Source organism: Enterococcus sp. B2E4 (assembly GCF_030499455.1).
GTDB lineage: Bacteria > Bacillota > Bacilli > Lactobacillales > Enterococcaceae > Enterococcus_D > Enterococcus_D casseliflavus.
In genome coordinates this window covers 190,923-216,492 of the sequence record NZ_JAUKPK010000005.1, presented here as the reverse complement: position 1 = coordinate 216,492, position 25,570 = coordinate 190,923, and the positions used below count along the sequence as shown (strand labels likewise).

The following is a 25,570-nucleotide window of genomic DNA, read 5'->3' as shown; positions in this document are numbered from 1 at the left end:
TCAATTATCTCTTCTTGCTCCATTGACCTTCCATCGAGCGTTGGGAACCTTTCTATTCGTGCTTCATTTTTCTCAAGTTTATGTATGATTTTTGGCAATTGGTTTCTCAGGTCCTTGCTATACTTACTCTGAAGGGTTGATATTCTTGGAAATTTTCTGCTGGCAGTCAAAGGTTTCAAGAGATTATGACCAAAAACGCCGAACAGTTGAAGGTGCCATTATCTGTGCAAATGATTATGCTATAATTATTTAAACTTATTTTGTTGGAGGCTGACATGAAAACATTTCAATTAAAATTCATGCGAAACCGCACGTTGATTCGCTGGCTGCAATTGTTAAATGAATTTGAGAAAAGTCCCACCCGTACATTGGGAGAACTTGCTGAAGTGACCGAAAGCAGTACCCGTACGTTGATTACTGACATCGCTAGCCTGCGAGAGCACTTTAAAGGGGCGATTGCGATCCATACAGCAAAAATCGGGTACCTTTTTGAAGTAATCGATCATGATAGGTATCGAAAGCAAAAGCAAGAGTTAGTAAATGATGAACCGATTTTCCAAATTTTAGAGAGTATTTTTTATAATGAGCAGCAGTCACTCCTTGATTGGAGCTTAACGCTTAATATTTCTGAACAAGCACTGATCAGCTATTTCCGAAAAATACAGCCTTTTTTATCCCCTTTCGGTTTAAAAATCAAAACGGACAACGTCTCTTTGGCAGGTTCTGAGATCGATATTCGGAAATTTTTCTGTCTTTTTTACTACGAGTCTGACATTAATGTCCACACGCTATTTCCTTCGATCCATGTCCAAGATGCGGTGATGGAAATCACTGATCTTTTGGAAACGAAGGCCTTACAGAGCTCTTCGTTTTCTTATTTTGCTTATATCCTTTATATTAGCGTGGAGCGCAGCAAACGTGGTTTACTTGCTGCCCCCTCCCCTCAACTCAAGGAGCTGATCAAAAAAAATGATCTGCTGTTTGATTATGAGGCGCTAAAAACAATCATTCGGCGTTATTTTCATTATGAATTCCCTCAAGAAGAAGCCGTCTACCTTTTGACGTGTATCATTTGTCGCCGCAAAATCAACACCGACCTAGCAGCCAGCGAAGCGTTTTGCCGCAATTACAACCAATGGCCAGAGATCAAACAGATCACTGCAGATTTTTACGCACAAAATCGCGGGCATAGTTTGGATGAACAAAAAGACTTGCTTTGGCTAGAATCTTTTTTCATCGTTGTCAAACTCCGTGAATTGTTATCGCCAACGATGAATATCAATATTGACGACCTCAATGACTTTGTCCAAGAAAAGTTTGCCGCAGAATTTGCGAAAAATCGCCAGTTTCTCCTTTCCCACCCGCTTGTAAAAAATCTCTATTCTCTCGATCATTTGGATGATTTTTGTACAAGCCTCACGTTCCATATGGAAGCAATTATTGAAGAAAATTGGGGCAAGCCGCGAATCATTGCTGTTATTTTTGAAGGCAATGAATATGTTTGCGAGCATGCCGAAAGCATTATCCGAAAATATCTAGGGTTTTATCATGAAATGTACTACCCTGATTCAAACGAACTTTCCCATGAGTACTTAAAGGAAAAAAATATCAACTTGCTGATCACCAACTACCCTGAATATGCGACGGAGTATTTGCTGGATGTCGAAAGCGTCTTATTAAAATCGATACCTGATGCTGCCGATTGGAATCATCTCTTGAATCGGATCAATCCAAGGATTTTGCGATTAGTTGTACTTGATAATACATGACGATACCAACCATCCGAATAGAAAGAAGCACAAAAAAGCAGCGAAGCGTTGGCTTCACTGCTTTTTTGCGTTCCATTCGATTCAAGACCACTCTACTGGCGATCAATTATTTTTGCTGTCTGCTGCTTATTCGGCAGCTTCAATATCTTTGGCAATTTTTGCGACATCGATCTCCCGCTGCAAGTAGTCTTGGTTGTCGATAGGAAAATGCTGACGAAATTCGGCTAGTTCCATCAATTCGACTTCACCAGCTGCCACTTCAAAGTCTAAGACATGGCCAGCAAATGTCTGATCATCACTAATAAAATGCAGGTGGAAACCAGCAGCCGCAGCACCGTGGAACAACAGCGGGGTAAAGAATCCGACGATCGTTCCGCTGATATTTTCTGCCTGAAATTCTGGCTGATGCTGGATGATCTCAATGAATTTTGGGTATGGTTTTTCTTGCTTTGGGGCAACGCGGACGTGCATCTTGGTAAATACCCCATGGATTTTGACAGCGGAAAACAAATTCGGGCTGACTTCTGTCAGGACGTGGTTTTTCACTTCTTCATCGGTCATTTCTTGGCTGACCTGTAGGTGCTTCGCTGCAGAAAAATCAACGACTGCCGCATAGGGGGTTCCTTCATTGCCTTGGAGCACTTGCACCTTGCCTGACTCGTCTACATGGTAGATTTCACCATCTAAAATAATCACTTCACCATTGGAGCCAGCCAACGTACCGATCCCAAAATTGCCGTATTCAAGCATTTTGCCGATTTGCTCCGTGCCATCCATTAAATCCTGCATCAACCCACCTAGGGTGCCATGCTGATATAAATAACTTTTGTTTTTCACTTTCATCTTGCTGCTCCTTTGGTCTTAATAAAATTGATCAGGTAGGATCGTTTTGCCAAGATCGGCATTATCTGAATAATCCACAGGGATATCAATGATCACTGGACCATCCGTTGCAAAGCCTTCTTCGATGGCTGCCATCAATTCTTGTTTAGTGGTTGCCCGCAAACCTTTGGCACCAAATGCTTCGGCATATTTTACGAAATCAACAGGGCCAAAATCAACCCCAGAAGCACGATCATATTTCATTTCTTCTTGGAATTTCACCATATTGTAGGTACCGTCATTCCAAATCAAGTGAATGATGTTTTGTTTCAAACGGACGGCTGTTTCTAACTCTTGGGCAGAAAACAAGAAGCCGCCATCGCCAGATACAGAGATCACTTGAGTATTTGGTCGCACGAGCGCTGCAGCGATTGCCCATGGCAAAGCGACCCCTAAGGTCTGCATGCCATTACTAAAGAGCAGATGCCGTGGTTCATAACTACGGAAATGACGGGCCATCCAAATGTAGTGGCTGCCGACATCCACTGTTACCGTCATGTCGTCGGTCACTTCTTGTTGCAAAGCATCGATGATTTCCAAGGGATGCAAGGTATTGTTGCTGCCTTCGACATCCGCTGGTTTTTCATTGAGTTTGGTTTGCAGCGTCGTTAAATAGTTTTGGGCGTCTTCGCTCAAGTGATACTGATCGATGGCTTTTGATAGTTGTTCAATAATTTTCGCGATACTGCCCATCAATTCAACTTCTGGCTGCATAAATGGATCGATCTCCATCGGTACTTCATCGATGACGATCACGCGGGCATCTTTTTCCGCATTCCAGTTGCGGGCTTCGTATTCGATCGGGTCGTACCCTACAGCGATCACTAAGTCGCTGCGTTTCAACAGCATATCACCAGGCTGATTGCGGAATAAGCCGACGCGGCCAAAGAAATGCTCTTCTAACTCACGAGAAATGATCCCAGCACCTTGGAAGGTCTCTACGACAGGCAACCCAGTTTTTGCAACTAACTGACGAATCGCTTGTGTTTCTTTCACGCCTGAAGCCCGCATCCCTAAGAGTAAGACAGGCAATTTGGCTTCTTTGATCCGATCGACGAGTGCCTGGATATCTTCTGCATCGGCACTGCCTAATTTAGGCGAAGATAGTGGTTTGATCGCTGCCCCTTGAACGGTTCCGTCTGTCACATCTTGAGGAATGGATAAAAAGCTCGCCCCTTTTTTCGCTGTTTTTGCGATACGAAAGGCGTTGGCAATACTTTCAGAAAGGGTTTCAGGATCTTGGACTTCACTGCTGAATTTCGTGATCGGCGCAAACAACGCCGCATTATTCATGCTTTGGTGGGTCAATTTTGAAAGGTCAGAACGCTTCACTTGGCCTGCTAGTGCCAAGACGGGATCACCTTCGGCGGTTGCCGTGACCAACCCAGTCGCTAAATTACTGGCTCCTGGTCCACTTGTTGCAATGACGACTCCTGGCTCTCCTGTCAGGCGACCGATTGCTTGTGCCATAAAGGCCGCGTTTTGTTCATGTCGTGCCAAGATCAACTCTGGTCCCCGATCACTCAACACGTCAAACACGCCATCGATTTTTGCACCGGGAATCCCAAAGATATAAGGCACCCGATGATTCTCTAAACTTTCAACAATGATTTCTGATCCTTTTGCGCTCACTGTATTACCTCTTTTCAAAAACTGTATTAATCACAATACATATAATAGCACTTTTTATTTATTTATCAACGAAAAACACTTATTAAAATCTGTATTATAATAACGAGTTTTTTTAGAGAGCGTTTGCATCTGCTTCAGACTGTAGGTGTACGTCTTTCAATTTTTCCGACAAAAAAAGGAGTGGATCGCTCCACTCCATACATCCTTTTCTGTATCAGAACACCGCTTAAAAAGAAGCTGCTTTCGTCGGTTTCTTATTCTGCAGGGACATTTTTTTCCGTTAGCCAACCGACAGCCAGTGTCATGGCAGCTCGTGCGGCTTGGGTCTGATCCATCGCATTGACCATCACAAAATCATGGATGATCCCTTGCATCCGTGCTTGGGTGACTTCCACGCCAGCTGCTCGTAAATATTGCGCATAGGCCTCCCCTTCATCCCGCAAGACATCTGCTTCGCCTGTAATGATCAACGCTGGCGGCAGATCGGCTAACTCCTCTTTGGTCGCGCGTAGTGGAGAAGCGGTCATTTGATCCCGCTGTGTTTCATCTGTCGTGTATTGATCCCAGAACCATTGCATCCCTTCTTTGGTCAGAAAATAATTTTCGCCGAATGCTTCATACGAAGGCGTATCAAAGCGGGCATCTGTCACAGGATAAAACAATAATTGCTGTGCGATCGGAATGCCGCCACGGGCTTTCGTCAACAAGGTCATAACCGTCGCCATGTTCCCACCTACGGAATCGCCAGCCACGGTCAAACGGCTAAGGTCTAAGCCTTTGACATCAACAAATCCCGGTAATTGCTGCAAGACCGCATAATTTTGTTCGATCGCCGTTGGGTATTTTGCTTCTGGTGAACGACTATATTCAGGAAAAATGACGATCGAGTTGGTTCGTACCGCCAATTCACGGATCAATTTATCATGAGTCGCGGCACTGCCGAAGACCCAGCCCGCGCCATGGAGATAATAAATGACAGGGAGAATCGCATGATTTCCTTCAGGACGAACAAAACGAACATTGATGGTCCCCCATTCGCCTGTATCTACGGTCTGATCTTCTATCTCAACCGCCAATTTATTGACGGGTGACTCTTGGACTTGTTCCAATAGTGCGCGCCCTTCTTCTGGCGGTAATTCATAGATCCGTGGGTGCGGTGCATTTGCCTCACTAAATTCAACGGCTGCTTTTTCCAACGAAATTCTATCTGTCATACGATTCTCTCCTTTTGTTTGAAATCGTTCGTGTTGACCTTAAGGGTACCACCAAGTCATTCTGATGCAAAGAATCTTGCTTCCTTCTGCTTCCAAGCATTTCGCTCGACAAAAAAGGTGGTTTTTGCACTCTTAACTGCCTTGCCTTCATCACCGATAACTGTAAGACACTCGCTGTGTAAACTTCCCAAAAAACTGAAAGGCGTAGGTAAGTACGTATGAAATTCACATTAGATGAAACACAAAATAACCGTCTGCTCGCTGCTATTTTTCAAGAACTCGCTGTCATAGTCTTTGATCCGCAAAAAGAAGTTGTTTTCGCCAATGCCAACATGACGGATATTCTAGGTTATAGCCAAGAAGAAATCATTGGCTTGCCGCATCGGACCTTTTGTTTTGACCATTATGCTGCCAGTACGGATTACCAAGCTTTCTGGGATCAACTGCTTTACTCAAAGCAACGGTTTCAAGACAAAATCATTCGGAAAAACAAACAAGGAGAAAAACTGATTTTAGAAGGGATTTACTTCCCCGTCCTCGATGAGCAGCAAGAAGTCGTTAACGTCGTCAAAATCGCTTTTGACATTACCCAAAGAGAACAAGCCTTAGCGGTCACTATCAAAAAAGTGCAAGAAAGTGCTGCTTCCCTGACACGACTTTCTGCCAACGGACACCAGCAAGTCGATCATTTGTCAGAGAACTTGGCGCAAGTCAAACAGCTGTCTGATCAAAATCAAGCAACGACCCATGCCTTAGAAATGGGTAGCCAACAGGTGACAGCGGTGCTGCATGACATCGACCGCATTGCGCAACAAACCAAACTGCTGTCCTTCAATGCTTCCATCGAAACGGCACGGATCGGCGAACAGGCAGCTGGCTTTCGGGTGGTTGCGGATGAAATGCAAAAATTAGCTGAACAGACCAAGCAGTTGACCCAAACCATTGCCGCAACCATGCAAGCCATCAACCAACAAGCCTTAGTCGTGTTAGATAGTGCCGATTCGACGATCATGAAAATCAGTGATTCGCAAAAAAGCCTCGCTGCCGTTTTGCATTCTTACGACACGCTGCGAACGACGGCCAGTCTTTTAAACGATGAAGCCGAGTATTTATCAGAAACCAACGACGCTGAGTTGGAAACCTAGAAACCAAATGAATAAAAAAAGAGCGCCGCTGTTTGCGACGCTCTCTTTGTTTTTTTGACCAATAAATTGATCCATTATTTGATTTTATTGATACTCAGCACTAGCCAGCCTCCCACTCTTGCAACAACTGCTGTAATTCTTGCAAAAATGATTGGGTCGCAAAGCCCAATGCTTGAAGAGGAACACGATATTCCTGTTGAACCACCAAAAAACTGCCAAAGATTTTATGTTGGACCTCAAAGGCGAGGTTTTTCCAAATACTCCACGAAAAACTGGCTATTCGTTTTTCTTTCTTTTCGTACGTGCACAAATACACTCGCTCGATACCAAAAAGTAGCCCCGCATTCGCTTTCTTGCCAGTCATCTGTGCCGTTAGCAGTGCCAGAGGCGTCTCCGTTTCAGGCACTTGAAAACTGGTAAGGACTTGTCTTTGCCATTGCCGTGGCAGCACTTGTCTTTCTCCAGAAAAATAGAACAAAAAATCTTGCTCTTGCAAAAAAGCATTCAAACGAGTTTGTCGCTCCTTGACTGGATCACGTGGCGCCCGCTGAATCAAAGACGTCTGATTCATTGCCGCTTGCTTTGACTGCTTGTGATCACTTGAACCCCCTGCCGCTGAGGAGTTTCCCAGGGGAAGAGGATCCATCGTTTGGTTGGCAGCAGATGACTGACTGATTTTCTTCAGTAAAAAAGCAAGATGCGTCAACGAAAGCTGTTTTGCTGTCATAGGATTGGCATGTGGGCTTTTGGTAGGATCGAAGGACCGTTTGATCACCATTTTCCCACGACAATACAGACAAATCGCCGTGCCAGCGTCCCAATTGACTTCTAGTTCTCCTAGGCAGTGGGGGCATTGAATCGGAATAATATCCATTGAATCATCCTTTCGTTTCGATACAGGTATCGGAGCTATCCGTGGTAAAGATACGGATCGTATTCCAGCTGACAAACGCCAGCAGCACTAGAAGCGATATGCCATAAAAACCGAAATACCAAATAAGGAATGTTAAAAAAAGGATCAAGGCAAATTCATACGCCATGTTTTCCAGACTGCTGTAAAATACTGTCTGTCGGACGAGTTTCTTCCTACGCGTTTCAAAAGCTTTCTTCACTGCAGTTGCTGATGCATCCGATTGACTCAATGCCTGAGAAAGTTCTGCTTTGAATTTGCCGTACTCTGAGAAAAACTTGACCTCTGGTACGAGCAAGAAATACCAAGTCACGACACAAGCAATCAGCAAGATGATCGCTGAAACAGTCAGACTAAAGGCAACGGCAGGCATTAAAAATCCACCAAAAAAAAGATTCAAGAACGTTCCTGAAAGCATACCTAACAATAAAAATATACAGAAAGAATTTCCAAGGATCCTGCTGGTTTTGGAAAAACTTTTTTTCACTTGCACGAGCTGTTCACATTCAGGAAGCTGGGTTAGAAAAAGACGTTCAGCATCGGTGCCATCAGCCACGAAAGAATAGGTTTGGTTTCCGTACTTGAATTCGCCAATGTAATAAGGAAAATACAGTTTTTCCGTATCACATTGTTTCGGAAAAAGAGTCAGTTGAACCTCATTGGCAACCTCAGCTCCCACCAAATGGTCTTTGGCTTTTGCTTCAAAGACTTCCAATAGATGGGTATCAGCAAGTGCTGCTTCTCTGGAAATATCAAAGGGCAGCACCTGAACGTCTTGGCTAAGTGCCGAAAACTGCTGCATATCCGTGCAATAGGCGGCGCCTTTTTGAAGATGCAACGGCAGCTTGCCATCGATACTGTAATCCGCTTCTTTTTGGGTATCCGTAGGAAAATATTCATTGAAAACCGTTGTGTTTCCGCTGTTATGTAAAGAAATGTCGGCAGTAATGCGCCCACTCTCCCTCTGCTGGTCCTCTTGGACATAGCTTCCTCTCACTTGCGCATCATAAGCAATTTGAAAATAATACATCGGGATGAATACACGTTTTAGATGAACCATCTCTAGCTCAAAAAAGATACTTTCCGAGATGGTCTCTTGCCAGGCGAGTTTATTTTTCAACGCCGCTTCACATGCCTTTTCATCATAAGCAAACGGATAAAACCCTTCTTTGACGGGTCCTTGAATGCGTGGCAACTCTTTCAGCGAGACGACTTGGTTTGTTTGTTCCTGTTTTTTTTGTTCTGGTTTGATCAACAGCTCATTCAAGCAATACTGACAGACTGCTTTTCCTGAGTCCCAATCAACTTCTAGACGCCCTAAGCAACTGGGGCATTGGATTTGTGTGATTTTCATTTTTTCTCCTTTTTTATGAATCATTTTTTTCAACAAGATGGCTTATCAAAAAAATCGACGAATGTTCCAAATAATATTCCAAATAAGGGTAGCGGCCACGACCACATAAGCGAGTGTATCGAGCCATTCAGAAAATTTCCTGATTCTTGCAAGGTGCTTCCCACGCTTCTCATAGTTTGCTAACAAAGCTGTCCCAGCCGTTTTCTTGCCTAATAATTCTCTTTTAAGCTCATCTCTAAATTTTTGGACTGTTTTGAGATAATGTTCTTTTAGAAAGTGCAACACTATCCCCGATACTACCCAATAGACGGCAGTTGGCAGGGAGCTCATGACAATCCCCCCTATGACAGCTCTGAACACTCTTCCTAGAGGGAGCCATTCAGAAATGAATAGTGCAAGGAACAGCAGGAGCACACCTAACGTAAAAAAGAGTACAGAGGACCAGCCAAAAACCTTGCGAGCTTTTGAAAAATTCGCAACCATTTGTAAGGTTTCTTGGCACTGTGGGATAGTCGGCAGCTTCATTCGGTCAGGATCTTTGCCGTCGATCGCAAATTCAAAGGATTGCTCTTGGTACTTGAAGGTGCCCATATACAGGGGAAAGTATAGCTTTTCTGTAGCACAGCTGATCAGGGAAAGATCTAGGTGCAGCTCTTTTAGATGATCGGCAGATTCTTTCTTCTGGATCACGGCATTCGCATGGGCTCTCAGTTCCGCTTGTTTTTCAGAACCAAAGAGCGCCTGCTCTTGCTCAATATCAAAGGGAAAAACATGAATAGCATGTGCTGAGATTAGCTGTTGAAATTCCTTTTGATCGGTACTACAGTGCGGTTTTCTTTTCATTTCATTATTGACCTCGAAGCTCTGAGGAATTTCTTGCTCGATCACCTCCGAACTGCCGCATTGATAGAGTATGACCGTCTCATCTGGATGGTCGCCTCGCTTCTTTTCCCACGTGGTCGTATGCGAGCCGTCCCAAGCAATGGAATGGGTATCGTAGCCAAAGGCCCCCTCCCAGTGCATCGTATAGGTCACCTGAAATTCATAAATCGGAATAAAATATCGTTTTACCTCGCTGACTTCAAGATGAACGACAATGTCCTTAGGAACTGATTCCTGTTGGATCAGCCATTTTTTCAAGGCATTTGCTATCTCGTCTTCATTAAAGGTAAACGAATAAAACCCTTCTTTGACTTCTTGAAAAACTACGGGAACCTGTTCATTCGAAGCTTCTTGCGTTTGTTTTGGCGGCGAATGTAGGACTGACTTAGTTAAGCAATACTGGCAGACTGCTTTTCCTGTCTCCCAGTCAACGGTTAACTGACCCAAGCAGCTGGGACATTGGATTTGTGTGATTTTCATTGCTTCTCCTTTTGCACATACTGATTTTCTTATCAATGAAGTGGCTTGGTTGCAAGTGAGGGGGAATATCTTTTTTAAGGTGTTAGTTGGGGGAAGCAGCGAAGGAAAGCTGCTTGTTTGCAGGTAGTTGCTCGCTCTCATCCGTTTGTTCGAAACATTTTTTCCAGTGATGAAGCAAACAAGTGTATTTGTACCAAGAGCTGTTTAGCCAAAAAACAACTACAAACGGAAAACAACTCTTTCTATATCATTTTATAATAAAAAATACCTTAAATCTATTTATTATTGATAAAAATATCTGATGATTTACTAATTAAACTCCCTCCGTACGCTCAGCAACCCTTACTAGTCGGTTATTGATGGCGGATACGTTAATAAAAATGTTATAATTAAAATATTCACAAGAAAGGAATTGGAAAAAGTTATGGGGATGTTTATTTTTGTTATTGGTTTTTTGACAATGGTTGTAAGCGGAATCTTTTTTATTCTTGGATTGATCAAGAAAAAGCCGCTTCGCAACAAAATCGTTATTTTTATGGGTGGTTTTCTCTTATTGATTGGCGGGGCACTATTGACTCCTGCAGCAACACCGGAGCTTCACGTAGATGAAGCAGAACTGGTTACGAATGAGCAAGGCGAAGCGGCGATCACTGGGCGAACCAACCCAGAAGCGCAACTGACGATCAACGGGGTGGAGGTTTCGCTGGCGGACGAAACATTTTCTTATGCTGTCCAACTGGAAGATGAAGAGGAACAGGAATTTACTCTCCAAGCCTCCATGGGTGGAATCACTAAAGAAGAGGTCGTCACCGTCAAACCTTCTCGCGCATTTCTAGCGAGTTTGCAAGCTGAAAAACAAGAACAAGAAGCACTGGTAAAAGCCGAGACGGCACTGGCTCTTGCCGAAACCCAGCCAAACCAAAAGAATTACGACGAAGCCGTGACGCTGATTCATGCTTTAAGTAAAACCTACGAAGATCTCACTACTCGGCTCGCGGTAGTTGAAGACCATCTTGCCATCGGCAAAGCCCTTGATACTGCTGAAGCTTCTCTTGAACGCAGTGATTTCGATCAGGCAAAAGAATTGGTCGCACAAGCGGTTTTGAACAAGGAAACGTTTGAAAGTCGGTTATCCACTGTAGAAACTAAGATTTCTGAGAAAGAAGCAGAAGCACTCGTTGCAGAAGCTGTCCAAGCGGTGGAAGCGGCAGAGGCGGAGCCGACAAAAGATACCCTTGCTCGTGCAGAAGATGCTGTCGCTCGTCTCAAGACCCCCGATGAGGAATTAGCTGCTCGAACAAAAACAGTGGCGCAAACGATCGCTGCCAACGAACAAGCAGCCGCTCAAGCCAAGGCGGAGGAAGAACGGCAGGCAGCCGCCGCTGTGCCAGAACAAAGTCAGCCAGCCGCTGCTAGCAATCAAGCCCAAACGTCGGTCCTTGTTACACCAACAGGTTCGAAATATCATACGAGAAAATGCGGCAACGGTACCTACACGCCTGCCACTTTAGCAGAAGCGCAAAGCCGTGGACTTACTCCTTGCGCAAAATGTTTTCCGTAATAGTCACTAAATTTTGCAACGAAAAAAGACAAACCTCATTTTTGTCTAAGGTTTGTCTACAGTCTGAAGCGGTTGTCTCGACGGAGACAGCCGCTTTTTTTATCACTTGCTATTTCTCATCGTAAGAAAACTCGTACTCGTTTTGTTCGTCATCGATCAGTCGCTTGTCATTGTTGTCCGCCATTTTGAATACTTTCTCAAAATCATCGCCAGTCATGCGCACTTCCTTTTTCTCTTGATCAATGATCACTTGGGCATTTGTCACTTCAAAGGTGTGCATAGGACCGATGTCTGCCGCAGTCAATTCTTTACTTTTGGGGAACTCTGCTTGCAGTTGTTCGTTGATCTGCGCTAATTGCGCCTCTTGTTCTTTTACCAAGTCCGCAGGTTCCTGATTCGGATCGACCAAAAAACTCAGCGTTTTATTGACAGTGATCTTTCCATCTTCAAATAGATACAAAGCATATTGTTGATGACTGTTGCTATTGGTCAATACTTGATTCGCAGCTGCAGAGTCAACCTCTGAGTGGCTGCAGCTTGCCAAAAAAAATAACGCCGCTAAACAAACGGTAGCAAATATTCCTCTACCTAACATGCTTTTCGTTTTCATTTTTTCCTCCTCGTTGCCCCTAATTTTGTTTCTTTGATGATTTTTCCGCAATCTGCGGATTTGGTTTCCTACAGATTAAAGTGCTTTTAGTATAGCATAAATTATTTGCTTTTATAGCTATTTTTTATAGTAAGATTAATTTTACGCACAAAAAAAACCAACCTTGTTGAAACAAGATCGGCTTTCTTTAGGATTGATTCGTTGAGACCTTTGAACGCTCTCGCTGGGGTATGATCGCTGCCTATTGTCCAATTAGTCCGACAACAAGTCCTAAAACGATCACTCCTAGAAACCCGTTCACAAGGTGCAGCCCGACTAATTTGCGGGACTGTCCCGAGTAAACAGCCATCACGAAGGTGGCGACCCCATAAACCCCTAGCCACAATAAGCAAGCGACTTGCAAGGAGGTCATCAGCCAACCATCATGATCGAATGTTGCAAACCAATAGACGACTTGATAGGTCGCTGCTGATAAGAGAATCCCACCAACGATCGTGCCGCCAAAGGTAAAGAGCATGTCACCGGTCGTCATCTGCTGATCAGCCATCTTCTCTGCCATTCCTGATTCTTTCGCCCAAAACTTGCCCCACTTATGCATCGGATTGTAAAGCAGACTTTCCACCACGACCCAGCTGAGGGTGCCGAAAATCAATGTCCAAAAATTAACCATTTTCGTTTTCTCCTACACTTTATTTTATCGTCACATTCCTGAGAACCGAAGAAACAACCGAACGCGGGGTTCCTTCTCCATCAGTTTATGTCTTAAGGGATGTTTCTTCAACTTTTTTCACTGGTTTCCCCTATTTTTCGATGGTTCCAATAAAAACTAAGAAAAATGATCGTATACAGCAATGCGGTGAAACCTGTGACCGCTAATGGGTTAGTGATCAAGATACCGGCAAACAGCAAAAGCAACGCAAGGATCGCCCCACCCAAAAAAATCGTATAGCCCATTTTCTGCTGCTTGCGTACCAAAACAAACGCCGCCACACTGATCAACAACCAAATCAGTAATACAGTATACGACAGGGAGCCTGCCAGATAATTGAAGAGTTTGTCGCCTAAGAAGTAAGAAAGAACGACCCCAAGATATAAGGTGCCGCTACAAAACATGATCGCTCGTTGAGGCACGCTGTTTTTATTCAGCATCGTGAAGCGGCTTTTTTTCTGTCCATTGTTGCTTAACCGGAAAAACAACGTTCTTGAAGAAGCATAGACCCCAGAATTGATGGAGGAAAACAAAGCCAAAATGATCACTAAATTTACGATGTCGGAAGCAAAAGGCACATGGATTTTTTGAAACACCATCACAAAAGGACTGACATTTGGATCGGCTAATTGATTCCACGGATAAATGATCAGTAAAAGAAACAAGGGAATGATGTAAAAAGCGGCAATCCGAGTCATCACTCCTTTGATTGCTTGAGGGATCGCTTTTTTGGGATTTTCTGCTTCACTGATCGTGATGGCTACTAACTCAGAACCGCCATAAGAATAGATTACGACCAATAAAGAATTGATAAATCCTTTGAGACCATGAGGGGCAAAACCGCCATAGTCTGTCATTTGTCTCATCGTCGGGAAAAAGCCCAGATCTAAAACTTGCGTGGCAACCAGATAGAGACCCACCAAGATCAGCGCGATCACCACACTGATTTTGGCCCAGGAAAGCCAATATTCCGTTTCCGCAAACAAGCGAACCGAAAACAAATTGATGATGGTCGTGAGCAGTGCCAAAATCAACACAAAGATCCAAGCTGGAATATTGGGAAACCACAACTGCAAAAAGCTTGCGGCGGCAACTGCTTCGGCGATGATGTTGATCATCCACATCGACCAATAGATCCAGTCGATGAAATCCGCTGTATGCACGCCAAGATATGGCTGGACTAAGCCCGAAAGGCCATGTTGTTTTTGGTCAGATAAAACCAACTGTCCCAGTCCTGTCATGACGACAAATAAGATCAGCCCACAAAAATAAACGCCAGCAAGACCGCAGGCCCCGCTAACTGGATCGCTTCACCGCTGCCTTTGAATAGGCCAGCACCGATGGCGCCACCTAGTGCCAACATAGTGATATGTCTGGTTTTCATCTGCTTTTTTAATTGATTTTTTTCTGTCATAGGTTCCTCCTTGAAAACCGTTGATCCTCCATACAAAGGTGATTCTCTCACTATTGCTTTTTTTAATTATACGAATGATTTTTTTTAACTACCTCATAGAGAATACCAGACGCTTCTGCTATTGCAACTAAGAATTGAAAAAATTATCTATTTTTTCTGAAAATTCTATCATCCTCTAATCTTTTTCACCTAAATCAAATCTTGGCGAGCCTTTCTTCAGGTGAAGGCACTAAAAAAAGCCATCTCCCAACTTGCGGGAAATGACTTTCTGTCCTTTTTTTCAAGCAGGCTTGATGATCAATGGGTCGTAACCAACTCTTCTTTGATAGTGTCAGGGAGATCCTGCTCGGTCACCTCTTGATACGACTCCACATGTTTGCCCTTTGCATCAAGCTCTAGGTAGGCATTTTCTTTTAATTTTTGTGGTGCCCAAAACGTGATTTTTATTTTTTGTCCATCTTCATTGATTCCTTCTTGCGTATATTCGTAGGAATCATGTTCTTGCAACACGCCATACTCATCGGAAGTTTTGACATAAACCTTTTTCTCCGGTACGAAAGGATTGAAACGATCCACCAGCTGAACCAGTTCGCTGGAATCATCTTTCGTAAAATAAGACCATGTAACCAATGTGACGCTCCCGATCGTTAACACGAGCAGGATCATACTAATTGCTTTCTTCAAGTGATTGTCCTCCGTTTTTTCTATCTACCTTCAGTATAAAAAAACAAGCGATAAATATAATCAAACTTAAGGCGTATTTTTCCGTCGGTCATTGTGACTAAGGTATCAATGGAATATTTCTGCTTTTTCCAACCTCAACGTAAAGACAAACAACTAAGTTCTCCTACAAAAACGTCCCTTCTCACAGGAAGACCAGACTGTTTAATAAGTATCGTGATTTTTCATTCTTTGTAGTAAACTAAACTGCAACAACTTACTTTTAAATACTCATGATTGAAATCTATAGAAAATCGAGGTGCCCCATGCTAGAAATCAAACTGATCGATCAAAAACATCAAGCTGACATCCGCTTAAAAAACGAACCCTTCTCCTTATGGGGGAAAATGCTGCCGTCTTATAATGAGGGCAGCTGGCAGTACACGATCTGTAAATTTGCATCCGAAGACATTCAGACGATGTGTTTCCCAGATGAAAATTATTCCTATGACGAAATGAGCCGAAACAGTCTGTTTATCGGTGCTTATGATGATGGAAAATGCATCGGCTTAGCGATCGTTCAAGACGCTTTTTTCAAGTATCTGTACCTCTATGACTTAAAGGTCAACACAGACTACCGTAAGCAAGGAATCGGTCAACTACTGATCCACCAGGCACTGGAAGCGGCCCTTGCCAAAGGTTATCGCGGCATCTACACGCAAGCACAGGACAACAATCCTTCTGCCTGTCTGTTCTACTTGCGAGCAGGCTTTCGTATCGGAGGTCTGGATACGGAAGTGTACAAAGGAACCAATCAGGAAGGCAAAAGTGACATTTTGTTTTATTTGGATGCAGCGGAAACGGCAGGCAAAAAATAGCTAAAAAAGAAAAAAATTCCTCCTGCCAGATGGTACACTTAAGGCAACAATGTTTTAGAAGGTGAGGAAGAAGAATGTACGTAGGATTTGATATTGGCGGAACAAGTATTAAATATGGTGTTTTAGATGAAAGCGGAGTGATCCTTGAAAAATCAGCGATCCCTACTAGCTATGAACCAGCCCAGTTTTATCAGGATCTACTCACGATCATCGAAGATGCCCAGAACCGCCACACGATTGATGGCATTGGGATCAGCGCCCCGGGGATCGTTCAAAAAGACGGCTTTATGTTAACTGCGGGCGCCATCAAATCGTTATATGGCGAAAATTTCAAAGCAGTCTTGGAAGCGCGGACAGGGTTGCCTGTGGCGGTGGAAAATGATGCCAATGCAGCAGCGATCGCTGAAAAATGGATCGGCAATGCGCAAGAGGCTGCCAACTATTTGTGTCTTGTCCTAGGCACTGGTGTAGGCGGTGGGATCGTGATCAATAATCAAGTCTACCGAGGTGCTCATGGCATGGCTGGTGAATTTGGCTGGATGGTGATCGATCAGCTGCCAGAAGAAGGCAATATCGAGGAAAGTTCCATCAATAAAAAAACTGCCGTCGTGGGCGGCTTGATTCGCCTCTACAATTTAGCGGGGGCAGCAGTTCCTGGCTTTGAACCCACCCAAGACGCCAAAGAGATTTTTTACCGCGCGCAGCAAGGCGAAGCGTTGGCGCTGAAGCTGACGGACCAATTTCTGACGGATCTGTCTGTAGGGCTGATCAATTTGATCAGCTGCTTTGACCCAGAATTGGTATTGATCGGCGGCGGCATCAGTGCCAATCCTTATTTCTGGGAACGCCTGCAGGCTCGCTTGACGATCACGGAAACACGGCATGAAGCGATCAATTATTTGCGCGGACAAACCATCGCACCTGTTCGTCCAGCGAAGCTGAAAAACGACGCCGGCTTGATCGGCGCAGTCTATCAGATCCACCAACAGCTGCACCGTTAAAAGTTCGGATATGCTATACTGGTGTAAATTGATTATCTAGGACAGCGAGGAACCAGCATGGCGCTTTTTGAACAATTAAACTTGAACAAGCTCTCTGCGGTAGAACAAGAAATCTACCGTTTTATCGTCAATCACTTAGAAAAGATCCCGTATATGCGCGTGCGCGACATTGCCGATGATGCCCATGTCTCTTCGACTTCGGTCTTTCGTTTTATTCAAAAAGTCGGCTTTCAGTCGTTTCCAGAGTTTCGCTTCTATATCAAAAATCATCTAGAAAAAGCCCATTTTAACGCGCATCCTGAACACTTAGGTTTAGAAGCGCGCATCAAAGGCTTGAATATGCAGATCTTCCACCCTGATGCGGAATACCAAATACGAAAACTCGCCGAAGCGATGCGGGATGCCGATTTGATCTTATTTATGGGGATGGGGGCATCCGGTGCGATCGCGCAATATGTTGCCCGCAAACTAGCCAGCCTCGGTTACTTTAGCATCAGCATTGATGAGCTGACCTACCCGATCAAAAGCTTTTTGCGAAAAGATCAAAAAAATGTTTTGGTTTTTTTGAGTGTCTCTGGTGAAACCAAAGAACTGATCGAAGTTATTACCGGTTTAGACAATCAGGCGATCGTGCAGAAGTACTGCATTACCCCAAATCGGGAAAGTACGTTGGCACGCCTGTGCGATTATTCGATCGAGTATGCGATCAAAGAGGAACGCAAAGACATCTTTCTTGATTTGACTAGTCAACTGCCTTCAGTAGCGATTTTAGAAACGCTGATCGGCTATTTGCAAGATTATCGTACCCACTCTTGATGGTTCAGTTAACTGAACCATCTTTTTTTGTAACACTGTGTTCCAGCTGCGGAATTTTTTTCATTTCTTGAGAGATATGTACGGAATCCGTATCCGCTTACTTTTAGTCGTTTTCATTCGCTATAATGATGGCATCAATTAATGAAAGGTGTTATTATTATGCAAAAATTCAATGACCTGTTAGACCGCTCGTTGGTACCAATCGCAACAAAGTTGAACAATCAACGCCACGTAGCAGCGATTCGAGATGCGTTCATGCTGATTTTCCCACTGACCATCGCTTCTTCTCTCGTTATTTTGGTCAACAATATTTTATTTTCCAATGAGAGTTTCATCGTGCAATTATTTCAACTGAATCGACTTTTCCCGAATCTGGAAAGTGCCCAGCAAGTCCTGGCTTCCGTGGCGAACGGGACCATCAACATTATGAGTTTATTTATTGCGTTTCTTGTTGCTCAGCTTTTAGCCAAGCATTTCCAAGCAGATGCTACGCTAGTTGGTTTGACAAGTGTCGCTGCCTTTATGATCTTGTACCCGACCTCCTTTGCAGTAGATGATGTCAATGTGATCTCCACACAATATTTAGGCGCCCAAGGGTTGTTTGTAGCTATGATCGTGGCTTGTTTGGTCGGTGAATTCTTGCCGAAGCTTTTCAAAGTCAAACGACTGCAGATCAAAATGCCTGAAATGGTACCACCAGCAGTTTCTCGTTCCTTTTCTGGCATGATTCCGATCGTGATCATCGTGGCAGTCACTGCTTTGATCAATTTCTTAGTTTTGATGATCGCACCAGAAGGCATCAATGAACTGATTTATAATGGGATCCAAAGTCCATTGCGGGATCTGGGGGGCAATGTCGTCGGTGTCTTGATCTTGGCGTTCTTGCAAACTACGTTGTTTGCGATCGGGATCCACGGACCAAATACTTTGAATGCGGTTCGTTCAGCGATTTTTACCGAACAGGACCTAGCTAACCTAGACTTTATCAACCAAGGCGGCTCCTTGTGGGACGTTCCTTACAAAGAAACTTGGGGCGTTTTAAATGATATGTTCGCAAATATGGGCGGAACTGGTATGACATTGGGCTTAATCATTGCGATCTTCATCGCTTCAAAACGTCCAGAACAACGTGAGATCGCTAAGATGTCTTTAGTTCCAGGGATTTTCCAAATCAATGAGCCGATGATCTTCGGTCTGCCGATCGTCTTGAACCCAATCATGATCATTCCGTTTATATTAACGCCAATGGTCAATATTTTAGTGGGTTATTTTGTCACTGTTGTCTGGCCGATCATGCCGACCCCAGCAATTGGGGTACCATGGACGACCCCAGGAATCATTAATCTCTTTTTAGGAACTGGAGGAAATGCGATCGCTGCAGTTGTCGGTGTCGTTTGTCTTGCGATTTCGGTCTTGATCTATTTGCCATTCGTGATCGCCTCTAACCGTTCCCAAAAAGTAGAATTATAAGCAAACGAATGAGTCGAGGAGGAATGAAATTTATGTCCGCAAAAATGCCAAAAGATTTTTTGTGGGGCGGCGCGATCGCTGCCCATCAAGCGGAAGGCGCTTGGAATGTTGCTGGCCGTGGAATGAGTACCGCTGATGTTATGACGGCCGGTGGCAACGGTATTCCCCGTAAAATCACCAAAGGCGTCATTGAAGGAGAGTATTACCCGAACCATGAAGCCATTGACTTTTATCACCGGTACAAAGAAGATATCCAGTTATTCAAAGAGCTGGGCTTGAAATGTCTACGGACATCGATTTCTTGGAGTCGGATCTATCCAACTGGAACAGAAGAAGAACCAAATGAAGCCGGTCTCCAATACTACGATGATCTTTTCGACGAATTGCAGGCAAACGGCATCGAACCCGTGATCACTTTGTCCCACTTTGAAATGCCTTATGCCCTCTATGAAGAATTTGGTGGGTTTGCTAACAAAGAAGTGATTCCCCTCTTTGTCAAATTCGCCAAGACTGTTTTTCAACGGTATCGTGACAAAGTAACGTATTGGATGACCTTCAATGAGATCAATAATCAAGCAGATGGGCAAGAGCCGCTGCACGTTTGGACCAATTCTGCCATGATCATCGAGGATGACAGTCAAAAAGAAGCACTCGTCTTTCAAGCGGGCGTCAATGAGTTGATTGCCAGTGCGGCAGCGGTGATCGAAGGCAAAAAAATCAATCCAGATTTTCAGATTGGCTGTATGATGGCCTATGTCCCAGTCTACCCCTACTCTTGCGCACCCGCTGATTTGATGGCATCCGTCAAAGCCAATGAACGGCGCTATTTTTACAGCGATGTCCATGTACGAGGCAATATCCCAACCTATGTGCAAAAATATTGGGCGAAAAAAGGCATCACGATTGAGATCACGCCCGAGGAACAAGCGCTATTAAAAGCGGGAACCGTTGATTATATTGGGTTCAGCTATTACATGTCAGGAACGATCTCAACCCTTGATGAAGTGGCTGGCACACCAACTGAGGATATCCCAGGAGCAAAAATCGTGAGTAATCCTTATATCAGTGCTTCTGATTGGGGCTGGCCTATTGACCCAGTCGGGTTGCGTTATGTGTTAAATACCATCTATCAACGCTATGACTTGCCGCTATTTATCGTGGAAAATGGCTTTGGTGCTTACGATCACCTAACTGATGAGCAGCAAGTCCATGATGACTACCGCATCACTTACCTGAAAGAGCACATCGAACAGATGAAAAAAGCGGTGGTTGAAGATGGTGTACCGTTATTAGGTTATACGCCTTGGGGGATCATTGATATCGTCAGCTTCGGCAGCGGCGAAATGGAAAAACGCTATGGCATGATCTATGTCGACAAAGACAATACTGGAAAAGGAACCTTGAATCGTTTGAAAAAAGATTCCTTTGCGTGGTACCAGCAAGTGATCGCCTCTAATGGTGAAACGCTCTAATTACTGCTTCCATGACTAACGCACAAAAACCGTCCCCTCGTTGCGCCATCCTCCTTTTTACATTAGGAGCCTGGCAACGAGGGGGCGATTTTCTTATTAAAGAGGTGCGCCATTGCGAGGATGTCTTTTCTTATCATCACTAAACACTCCCTCGATGCTGTGGTACACTATAGCTATTCATTTACTTTTACGTTAAGGAGGAACTGCATGAAGCCGATATTTCGTCCGATCCAATCTCAAGATGATGCGCCCTTAGCCGCTATCATTCGCAAAAGCTTGACCGACCACCAGTTGGCGGTTCCAGGAACTGCCTATTTTGATCCCGAGTTAGACCACTTAAGTGAATTTTATGCCGCAGATCCTGCTAGCCGCCATTATTTTGTCGTCACTAATGAATCGGGTACCCTTTTAGGCGGCGGTGGTCTTGCCGCTTATGATTCAGAAGGGCAAATCGCCGAGCTGCAAAAATTTTATCTCAGTGATGCCGCCAAAGGGCAGCGTCTCAGCTATCCCTTGCTGGCGAAGATCGAGGCCAAAGCTGTTGAACTAGGTTATCGGCAACTCTATTTAGAATCCCATCATTCTCTAGAAGCAGCCTTGCATGTCTATCAAAAAGCCGGCTATCGCGCATTGTGCCAGCCACTATTGGCAGCACAGCATACCACGATGGATCGCTTTTATGTGAAAACATTAGAGCCGCAGCAACCAAATCAATGCAACAGCACCAACGGTTTGGACGGCGCCAACGGAAAGACCATAGAATAAAAAGCGCGGGCCTTCTTTTAAAAACTTACGGAAATCCAAGCGCAAACCGATGGCTGCCAACGCCGTCGTTTCAAACCACGTACTGATAAAATGAGCGCCCTCATTCAACCAACTAGGCAGCGGCAAGAAGCTGTTCAAGATACAGATGGTCAAGAAGCCCAACACATACCAAGGGATCGGCAGCCGCAGCTTGCCTTTGGCTTTGGTTTTGGTGGGGGTCTTTGTCGTCATTCGTTCAAAAACAATGACGACGACTGCCAACATGATGATGCGCGCGATTTTAAAGAGCATCGCGTATTTGACGGTGTCGGTATCAATCAAACTAGCCCCCGCCACGACTTGTCCGACGGATTGCAACGTGCCACCAAGTAAGGCGCTTTTTTGCAACAGATCATCGCCGTATAAGGCCAAGCCTAAAAACGGCAGCGTCAGCATCATCACCGTTCCTAAAAGATTGACCAAGGTGATGATCTGCCCTTTTTCTTCATCATCGGCATCAATGGCTGGTGCGATCGCCGCAATCGCAGAAGACCCGCAGACAGCATTGCCGCCTGCCATCATCAGGCTCATCTTTTGATTAAAGCCCATTTTTTTCCCTATCAAATAAGCAGCGGTAATGACCAAGCTCATCATCAGCAAAATAAAGAGAAAGCCCCGAAGGCCCATTTCACTGATGGTCTGGAAAGTGACGGTAAAGCCCAGCAAAACCACCGAATATTCCAAGAGCCGACTTTCCGCAACCTTCGTCCCGACTTGATAGCGTTCTTGCTTGAACAGTGTATTTCCTAAAATGATTCCTAATAAAATTGCAAGGGTTGCTCCTCCTAATTTTGGCACAGCCAAAGCCATGATTCGGGCGATGACGGCTACCGAAAAGGATAGGAACAAACCGGGAAGTATCAAAGCTGTTTGTCGTTGCTTCATTGCTTTCATCCTTTCATATAACATCCATTATACACAGATTGACCGATCAATAGGATTTATTGGTATAATAGTTATGATTGAATTTTCTAATGGAAGGGATTGCAATGTTAAAATTACTGGAGACCTTTAAGATGGTCTATGAAACGAAAAATTTTTCGAAAGCTGCCGAATTGCTGTTTATTTCACAGCCCACGGTTTCTGCTCAGATCAAGCAGTTGGAACAAGACCTGGATGCACCGCTTTTTTTACGCAATGGTCGTAAAAACGTGATCGCCACGCCCCAAGCAGAGTACCTTTACGAAAAGGCACTGAATTTATTGGATGAGTGGTCGACGATCGCCAGCGAGATCCATACCAACACGCAGCATCAAAGCCACTGTGCCCTAGGCATCTCTCATACCTATGCGATGGCCTTGATGCCTGACTTGATGATTGCTTTATACAACGCCTTTCCCACGGTGCGTTTTCGGGTATCGATGATGAACTCCGCTGAAGTCTTAACAGCGCTTGAACAACATCAATTAGATTTAGGGATCATTGAAAAACCCTTATCTGCACCAAGTATTTTGCGTTTCCCGATTTTGAAAGATCAGCTCGTCTTAGCTGGTGATCCCCAAGTCGGTCCTTGGCTTGTTCGAGAAGCGAGTTCTGGTGTCTACTATTACACTAAGCGCTATCTAGAGGAACAAAATATTCAAGGACCGATCATTGAGATCGCCAGCAATGAATTGATCGTCGCTTTACTGAAACAAGGCTTCGGCTGTTCGATCCTTTCCAAGCGAGCCGCCTACGGCATTGGCTATCAACTGCTGGATAAAAATTTTGAGCGGCAATTTTACCTCATCCAGCGCAAAGCCGTCACAGAACCAGCCATCGAGGGATTGCGGACCTTCATTCAGGAGTGGTCGCAAAAGGATTCCTCACAAGCAGAAAGCAAATAAATTCACTTGTTTTTAAGGGAGGAAACCACCGCCTCGTGGGATTTCTTAACCTTTTCTTACGATTACGCTTCCTCGCTGCCGATCTGGCCCGTTTGATTGTTTCTTAAGAAATTTGTGCTAAAATGAAGAGTACTGGCTATGGGCTCTAATGTTCCCCTTTTCGGTGGATCTTAGACCGCCCTTTGACTACTTTTGCAGTTCGTGAGCAAACCAGTAAGAAAGGATCTTGAAATGAACGAACAAATCAAGAACAAATTAGCGCTGCTTCCTGACCAACCCGGTTGTTATTTAATGAAAGATAAAAATAACAAAATCATCTATGTTGGGAAAGCCAAAATTTTAAAAAATCGTGTCCGTTCGTACTTTACCGGCAGTCACGATACGAAAACCGAACGGCTCGTTCAAGAAATCAATGATTTTGAGTACGTCGTTACCGAATCAAATACGGAAGCCTTATTGCTGGAAATCAATTTGATTCAAAAAAACAAACCGAAATACAATATCATGCTAAAGGACGACAAGTCGTATCCTTTTATTAAAGTGACCAAAGAGCGCTATCCGCGTCTGATCATCACTCGTAAAGTTTTAAAAGACGGGGCTTTATATTTTGGCCCCTATCCTGATGCACGAGCAGCCAACGAAACCAAACGGGTGCTGGATCGCCTCTTTCCATTGCGAAAATGCGGTCCTTCTCAAAAGCGGCCTTGTCTTTATTATCATTTGGGTCAATGCGTCTGTCCTTATGTCAACAATGTAGATCCCAAGGATTATCAGAAGATCGTTGATCAAGTCAAACACTTTTTCCACGGCGGTCACGTCGATATTTTGAAAGACCTGAAAGAGAAGATGGGCGAAGCCATTGAAACGTTAGAGTTTGAACGAGCGGCTGAGCTGCGGGATCAGATCCAAGCAATCGATACCGTCATGACGCGACAAAAAATGACTCTGACAGATCTGATGGACCGTGATGTCTTTGGCTACAGTGTCGACAAAGGCTGGATGTGTGTCCAAGTCTTTTTTATCCGTCAAGGAAAGCTGATCGAACGAGAAGTCTCTTTATTTCCTTTCTACAATGAAGCGGATGAGGATTTCTTGACCTTCGTCGGCCAGTTTTACCAAAAGAATGAACACTTCATTCCCAAAGAAGTCTTTGTTCCGCAAAATGTCGATGCTGCCCCATTAGAAGCGCTGCTGGAAACCAAAGTCCTGCAGCCCCAACGAGGCGACAAAAAGAAATTGGTCGATTTGGCCAATAAAAATGCCCGCATTGCCTTGGCGCAAAAATTTGCGTTGATCGAGCGTACCGAAGAACGGACGATCGGTGCAGTGGATCGTCTAGGCGAAGCCATGGGGATCGCGACACCTTATCGGATCGAAGCTTTCGACAACTCCCACATCATGGGGACCGACCCGGTGTCTGCAATGGTGGTTTTTGTCGACGGGAAGCCGTTTAAAGATGATTATCGGAAATATAAGATCCGTACCGCACAAGGCGGCGACGATTATGGCTCTATGCAAGAAGTCATCTACCGCCGATACTCTCGTGTCCTAAAAGAAAACCTGCCTTTTCCTGATCTGATCATCATCGATGGTGGGAAAGCCCAAGTCGGTGCCGCCCAAGAAGTGCTGTATAACCAGCTAGGTTTAGATATTCCCGTTGCGGGTTTAGTGAAGAACAACAAACACAAAACCAGCGAGTTGATTTTCGGGGAATTTTTAGATCCGATCCAGCTGGAACGCAATTCTGTGGAATTCTTTTTGCTGCAACGGATCCAAGATGAGGTCCATCGTTTTGCGATCACCTTCCATCGCCAACTGCGCAGTAAAAACAGCTTTTCTTCCAAACTGGATGAAATTCCTGGCTTAGGACCAAAACGCAAGCAACAGCTGATGAAAACCTTCAAGTCGTTAAAAAACATCCAAGCAGCTTCCGTGGAAGAGATCCAGCAAGCTGGCATCCCCAAAGCCGTTGCGGAAACTATCTTAGCCAAACTAGGCGATCAAAACCAACCTACTTCTTAAGTCAAAACAAAAACGCTCCATAGCCAACAGTAGCTATGAAGCGTTTTTTCATTGAAGAA

At 44.5% G+C, this 25,570-nt stretch carries 21 protein-coding genes and 1 pseudogene; 11 read left to right on the top strand and 11 right to left on the bottom strand.

Going from position 1 to position 25,570, the window contains the following annotated elements:
* Positions 1-275: 275 nt before the first annotated feature.
* Positions 276-1,769 (top strand): helix-turn-helix domain-containing protein, encoded by a 1,494-nt coding sequence (locus tag Q1X33_RS05030; protein WP_301969567.1) that lies wholly within the window; start codon positions 276-278, stop codon positions 1,767-1,769.
* Between the two features lie 126 nt (positions 1,770-1,895).
* On the opposite strand, the gene budA is transcribed toward Q1X33_RS05030, so the two are convergent.
* The 3 genes from budA to Q1X33_RS05015 all read right to left on the bottom strand — a co-directional run bounded on the left by budA (position 1,896) and on the right by Q1X33_RS05015 (position 5,497).
* Complete coding sequence (gene budA, locus Q1X33_RS05025) at positions 1,896-2,612, bottom strand: acetolactate decarboxylase (RefSeq protein ID WP_034868905.1); 717 nt, start codon at positions 2,610-2,612, stop codon at positions 1,896-1,898.
* An 18-nt stretch (positions 2,613-2,630) separates the two neighbouring features.
* Positions 2,631-4,283 (bottom strand): acetolactate synthase AlsS, encoded by a 1,653-nt coding sequence (alsS, locus tag Q1X33_RS05020; RefSeq protein WP_010748583.1) that lies wholly within the window; start codon positions 4,281-4,283, stop codon positions 2,631-2,633.
* A 254-nt stretch (positions 4,284-4,537) separates the two neighbouring features.
* Complete coding sequence (locus Q1X33_RS05015) at positions 4,538-5,497, bottom strand: alpha/beta hydrolase (RefSeq protein ID WP_005226715.1); 960 nt, start codon at positions 5,495-5,497, stop codon at positions 4,538-4,540.
* 218 nt (positions 5,498-5,715) lie between these two features.
* On the opposite strand from Q1X33_RS05015, the gene Q1X33_RS05010 reads away from it, so the two are divergent.
* Positions 5,716-6,642 (top strand): methyl-accepting chemotaxis protein, encoded by a 927-nt coding sequence (locus Q1X33_RS05010; protein ID WP_034868908.1) that lies wholly within the window; start codon positions 5,716-5,718, stop codon positions 6,640-6,642.
* A 100-nt stretch (positions 6,643-6,742) separates the two neighbouring features.
* Here the strand turns inward: Q1X33_RS05010 and Q1X33_RS05005 are convergent, their stop codons facing one another.
* From Q1X33_RS05005 to Q1X33_RS04995, 3 genes are read right to left on the bottom strand one after another with little or no spacing between them, the layout of a single operon-like run.
* Positions 6,743-7,516, bottom strand: coding sequence for a hypothetical protein (locus Q1X33_RS05005; RefSeq protein WP_005226711.1), 774 nt, complete (start codon positions 7,514-7,516; stop codon positions 6,743-6,745).
* A 4-nt stretch (positions 7,517-7,520) separates the two neighbouring features.
* Positions 7,521-8,906: a hypothetical protein gene (locus Q1X33_RS05000; protein ID WP_301969566.1), complete on the bottom strand. Its 1,386-nt coding sequence runs from the start codon at positions 8,904-8,906 to the stop codon at positions 7,521-7,523.
* 45 nt (positions 8,907-8,951) lie between these two features.
* The gene (locus tag Q1X33_RS04995; RefSeq protein WP_034868915.1) at positions 8,952-10,268 is read right to left on the bottom strand and encodes a hypothetical protein; all 1,317 of its coding nucleotides are present in this window, start codon (positions 10,266-10,268) and stop codon (positions 8,952-8,954) included.
* 424 nt (positions 10,269-10,692) lie between these two features.
* On the opposite strand from Q1X33_RS04995, the gene Q1X33_RS04990 reads away from it, so the two are divergent.
* Positions 10,693-11,829, top strand: a complete 1,137-nt coding sequence (locus tag Q1X33_RS04990) for a serine protease (RefSeq protein WP_034868918.1) — start codon at positions 10,693-10,695, stop codon at positions 11,827-11,829.
* 109 nt (positions 11,830-11,938) lie between these two features.
* Here the strand turns inward: Q1X33_RS04990 and Q1X33_RS04985 are convergent, their stop codons facing one another.
* From Q1X33_RS04985 to Q1X33_RS04970, 4 genes and pseudogenes are all read right to left on the bottom strand, one after another.
* On the bottom strand, positions 11,939-12,439 hold the full coding sequence (locus Q1X33_RS04985) for a hypothetical protein (protein WP_005226703.1): 501 nt from the start codon (positions 12,437-12,439) through the stop codon (positions 11,939-11,941).
* A 241-nt stretch (positions 12,440-12,680) separates the two neighbouring features.
* The gene (locus Q1X33_RS04980) at positions 12,681-13,109 is read right to left on the bottom strand and encodes a DUF1761 domain-containing protein (RefSeq protein WP_005226702.1); all 429 of its coding nucleotides are present in this window, start codon (positions 13,107-13,109) and stop codon (positions 12,681-12,683) included.
* 107 nt (positions 13,110-13,216) lie between these two features.
* A pseudogene (locus Q1X33_RS04975) lies at positions 13,217-14,511 on the bottom strand (amino acid permease).
* Between the two features lie 348 nt (positions 14,512-14,859).
* A complete protein-coding gene (locus Q1X33_RS04970) occupies positions 14,860-15,228 on the bottom strand; it encodes a YxeA family protein (protein ID WP_005226698.1) in 369 nt (122 codons plus the stop codon).
* Positions 15,229-15,548: 320 nt separating this feature from the next.
* On the opposite strand from Q1X33_RS04970, the gene Q1X33_RS04965 reads away from it, so the two are divergent.
* The 6 genes from Q1X33_RS04965 to Q1X33_RS04940 all read left to right on the top strand — a co-directional run bounded on the left by Q1X33_RS04965 (position 15,549) and on the right by Q1X33_RS04940 (position 21,624).
* Complete coding sequence (locus Q1X33_RS04965) at positions 15,549-16,100, top strand: GNAT family N-acetyltransferase (protein ID WP_034868920.1); 552 nt, start codon at positions 15,549-15,551, stop codon at positions 16,098-16,100.
* Between the two features lie 74 nt (positions 16,101-16,174).
* Positions 16,175-17,101, top strand: a complete 927-nt coding sequence (locus tag Q1X33_RS04960; protein WP_005226694.1) for an ROK family protein — start codon at positions 16,175-16,177, stop codon at positions 17,099-17,101.
* Positions 17,102-17,158: 57 nt separating this feature from the next.
* Positions 17,159-17,917: a MurR/RpiR family transcriptional regulator gene (locus tag Q1X33_RS04955; RefSeq protein WP_005226692.1), complete on the top strand. Its 759-nt coding sequence runs from the start codon at positions 17,159-17,161 to the stop codon at positions 17,915-17,917.
* Positions 17,918-18,076: 159 nt separating this feature from the next.
* Positions 18,077-19,387 carry a PTS sugar transporter subunit IIC gene (locus Q1X33_RS04950; RefSeq protein ID WP_008376519.1) on the top strand — a complete coding sequence of 437 codons (1,311 nt, stop codon included), beginning with the start codon at positions 18,077-18,079 and terminating at the stop codon, positions 19,385-19,387.
* Positions 19,388-19,419: 32 nt separating this feature from the next.
* Positions 19,420-20,859, top strand: coding sequence for a 6-phospho-beta-glucosidase (locus Q1X33_RS04945; protein ID WP_005226690.1), 1,440 nt, complete (start codon positions 19,420-19,422; stop codon positions 20,857-20,859).
* 207 nt (positions 20,860-21,066) lie between these two features.
* Positions 21,067-21,624, top strand: coding sequence for a GNAT family N-acetyltransferase (locus Q1X33_RS04940; protein WP_005226689.1), 558 nt, complete (start codon positions 21,067-21,069; stop codon positions 21,622-21,624).
* Here Q1X33_RS04940 and Q1X33_RS04935 read toward each other — a convergent pair.
* On the bottom strand, positions 21,550-22,572 hold the full coding sequence (locus Q1X33_RS04935; protein ID WP_005226688.1) for a YeiH family protein: 1,023 nt from the start codon (positions 22,570-22,572) through the stop codon (positions 21,550-21,552). The genes Q1X33_RS04940 and Q1X33_RS04935 overlap by 75 nt on opposite strands.
* 65 nt (positions 22,573-22,637) lie before the next feature.
* On the opposite strand from Q1X33_RS04935, the gene Q1X33_RS04930 reads away from it, so the two are divergent.
* Complete coding sequence (locus Q1X33_RS04930; protein WP_034868923.1) at positions 22,638-23,489, top strand: LysR family transcriptional regulator; 852 nt, start codon at positions 22,638-22,640, stop codon at positions 23,487-23,489.
* Positions 23,490-23,720: 231 nt separating this feature from the next.
* Positions 23,721-25,511, top strand: a complete 1,791-nt coding sequence (gene uvrC, locus Q1X33_RS04925) for an excinuclease ABC subunit UvrC (protein ID WP_005226686.1) — start codon at positions 23,721-23,723, stop codon at positions 25,509-25,511.
* Positions 25,512-25,570: the final 59 nt, after the last annotated feature.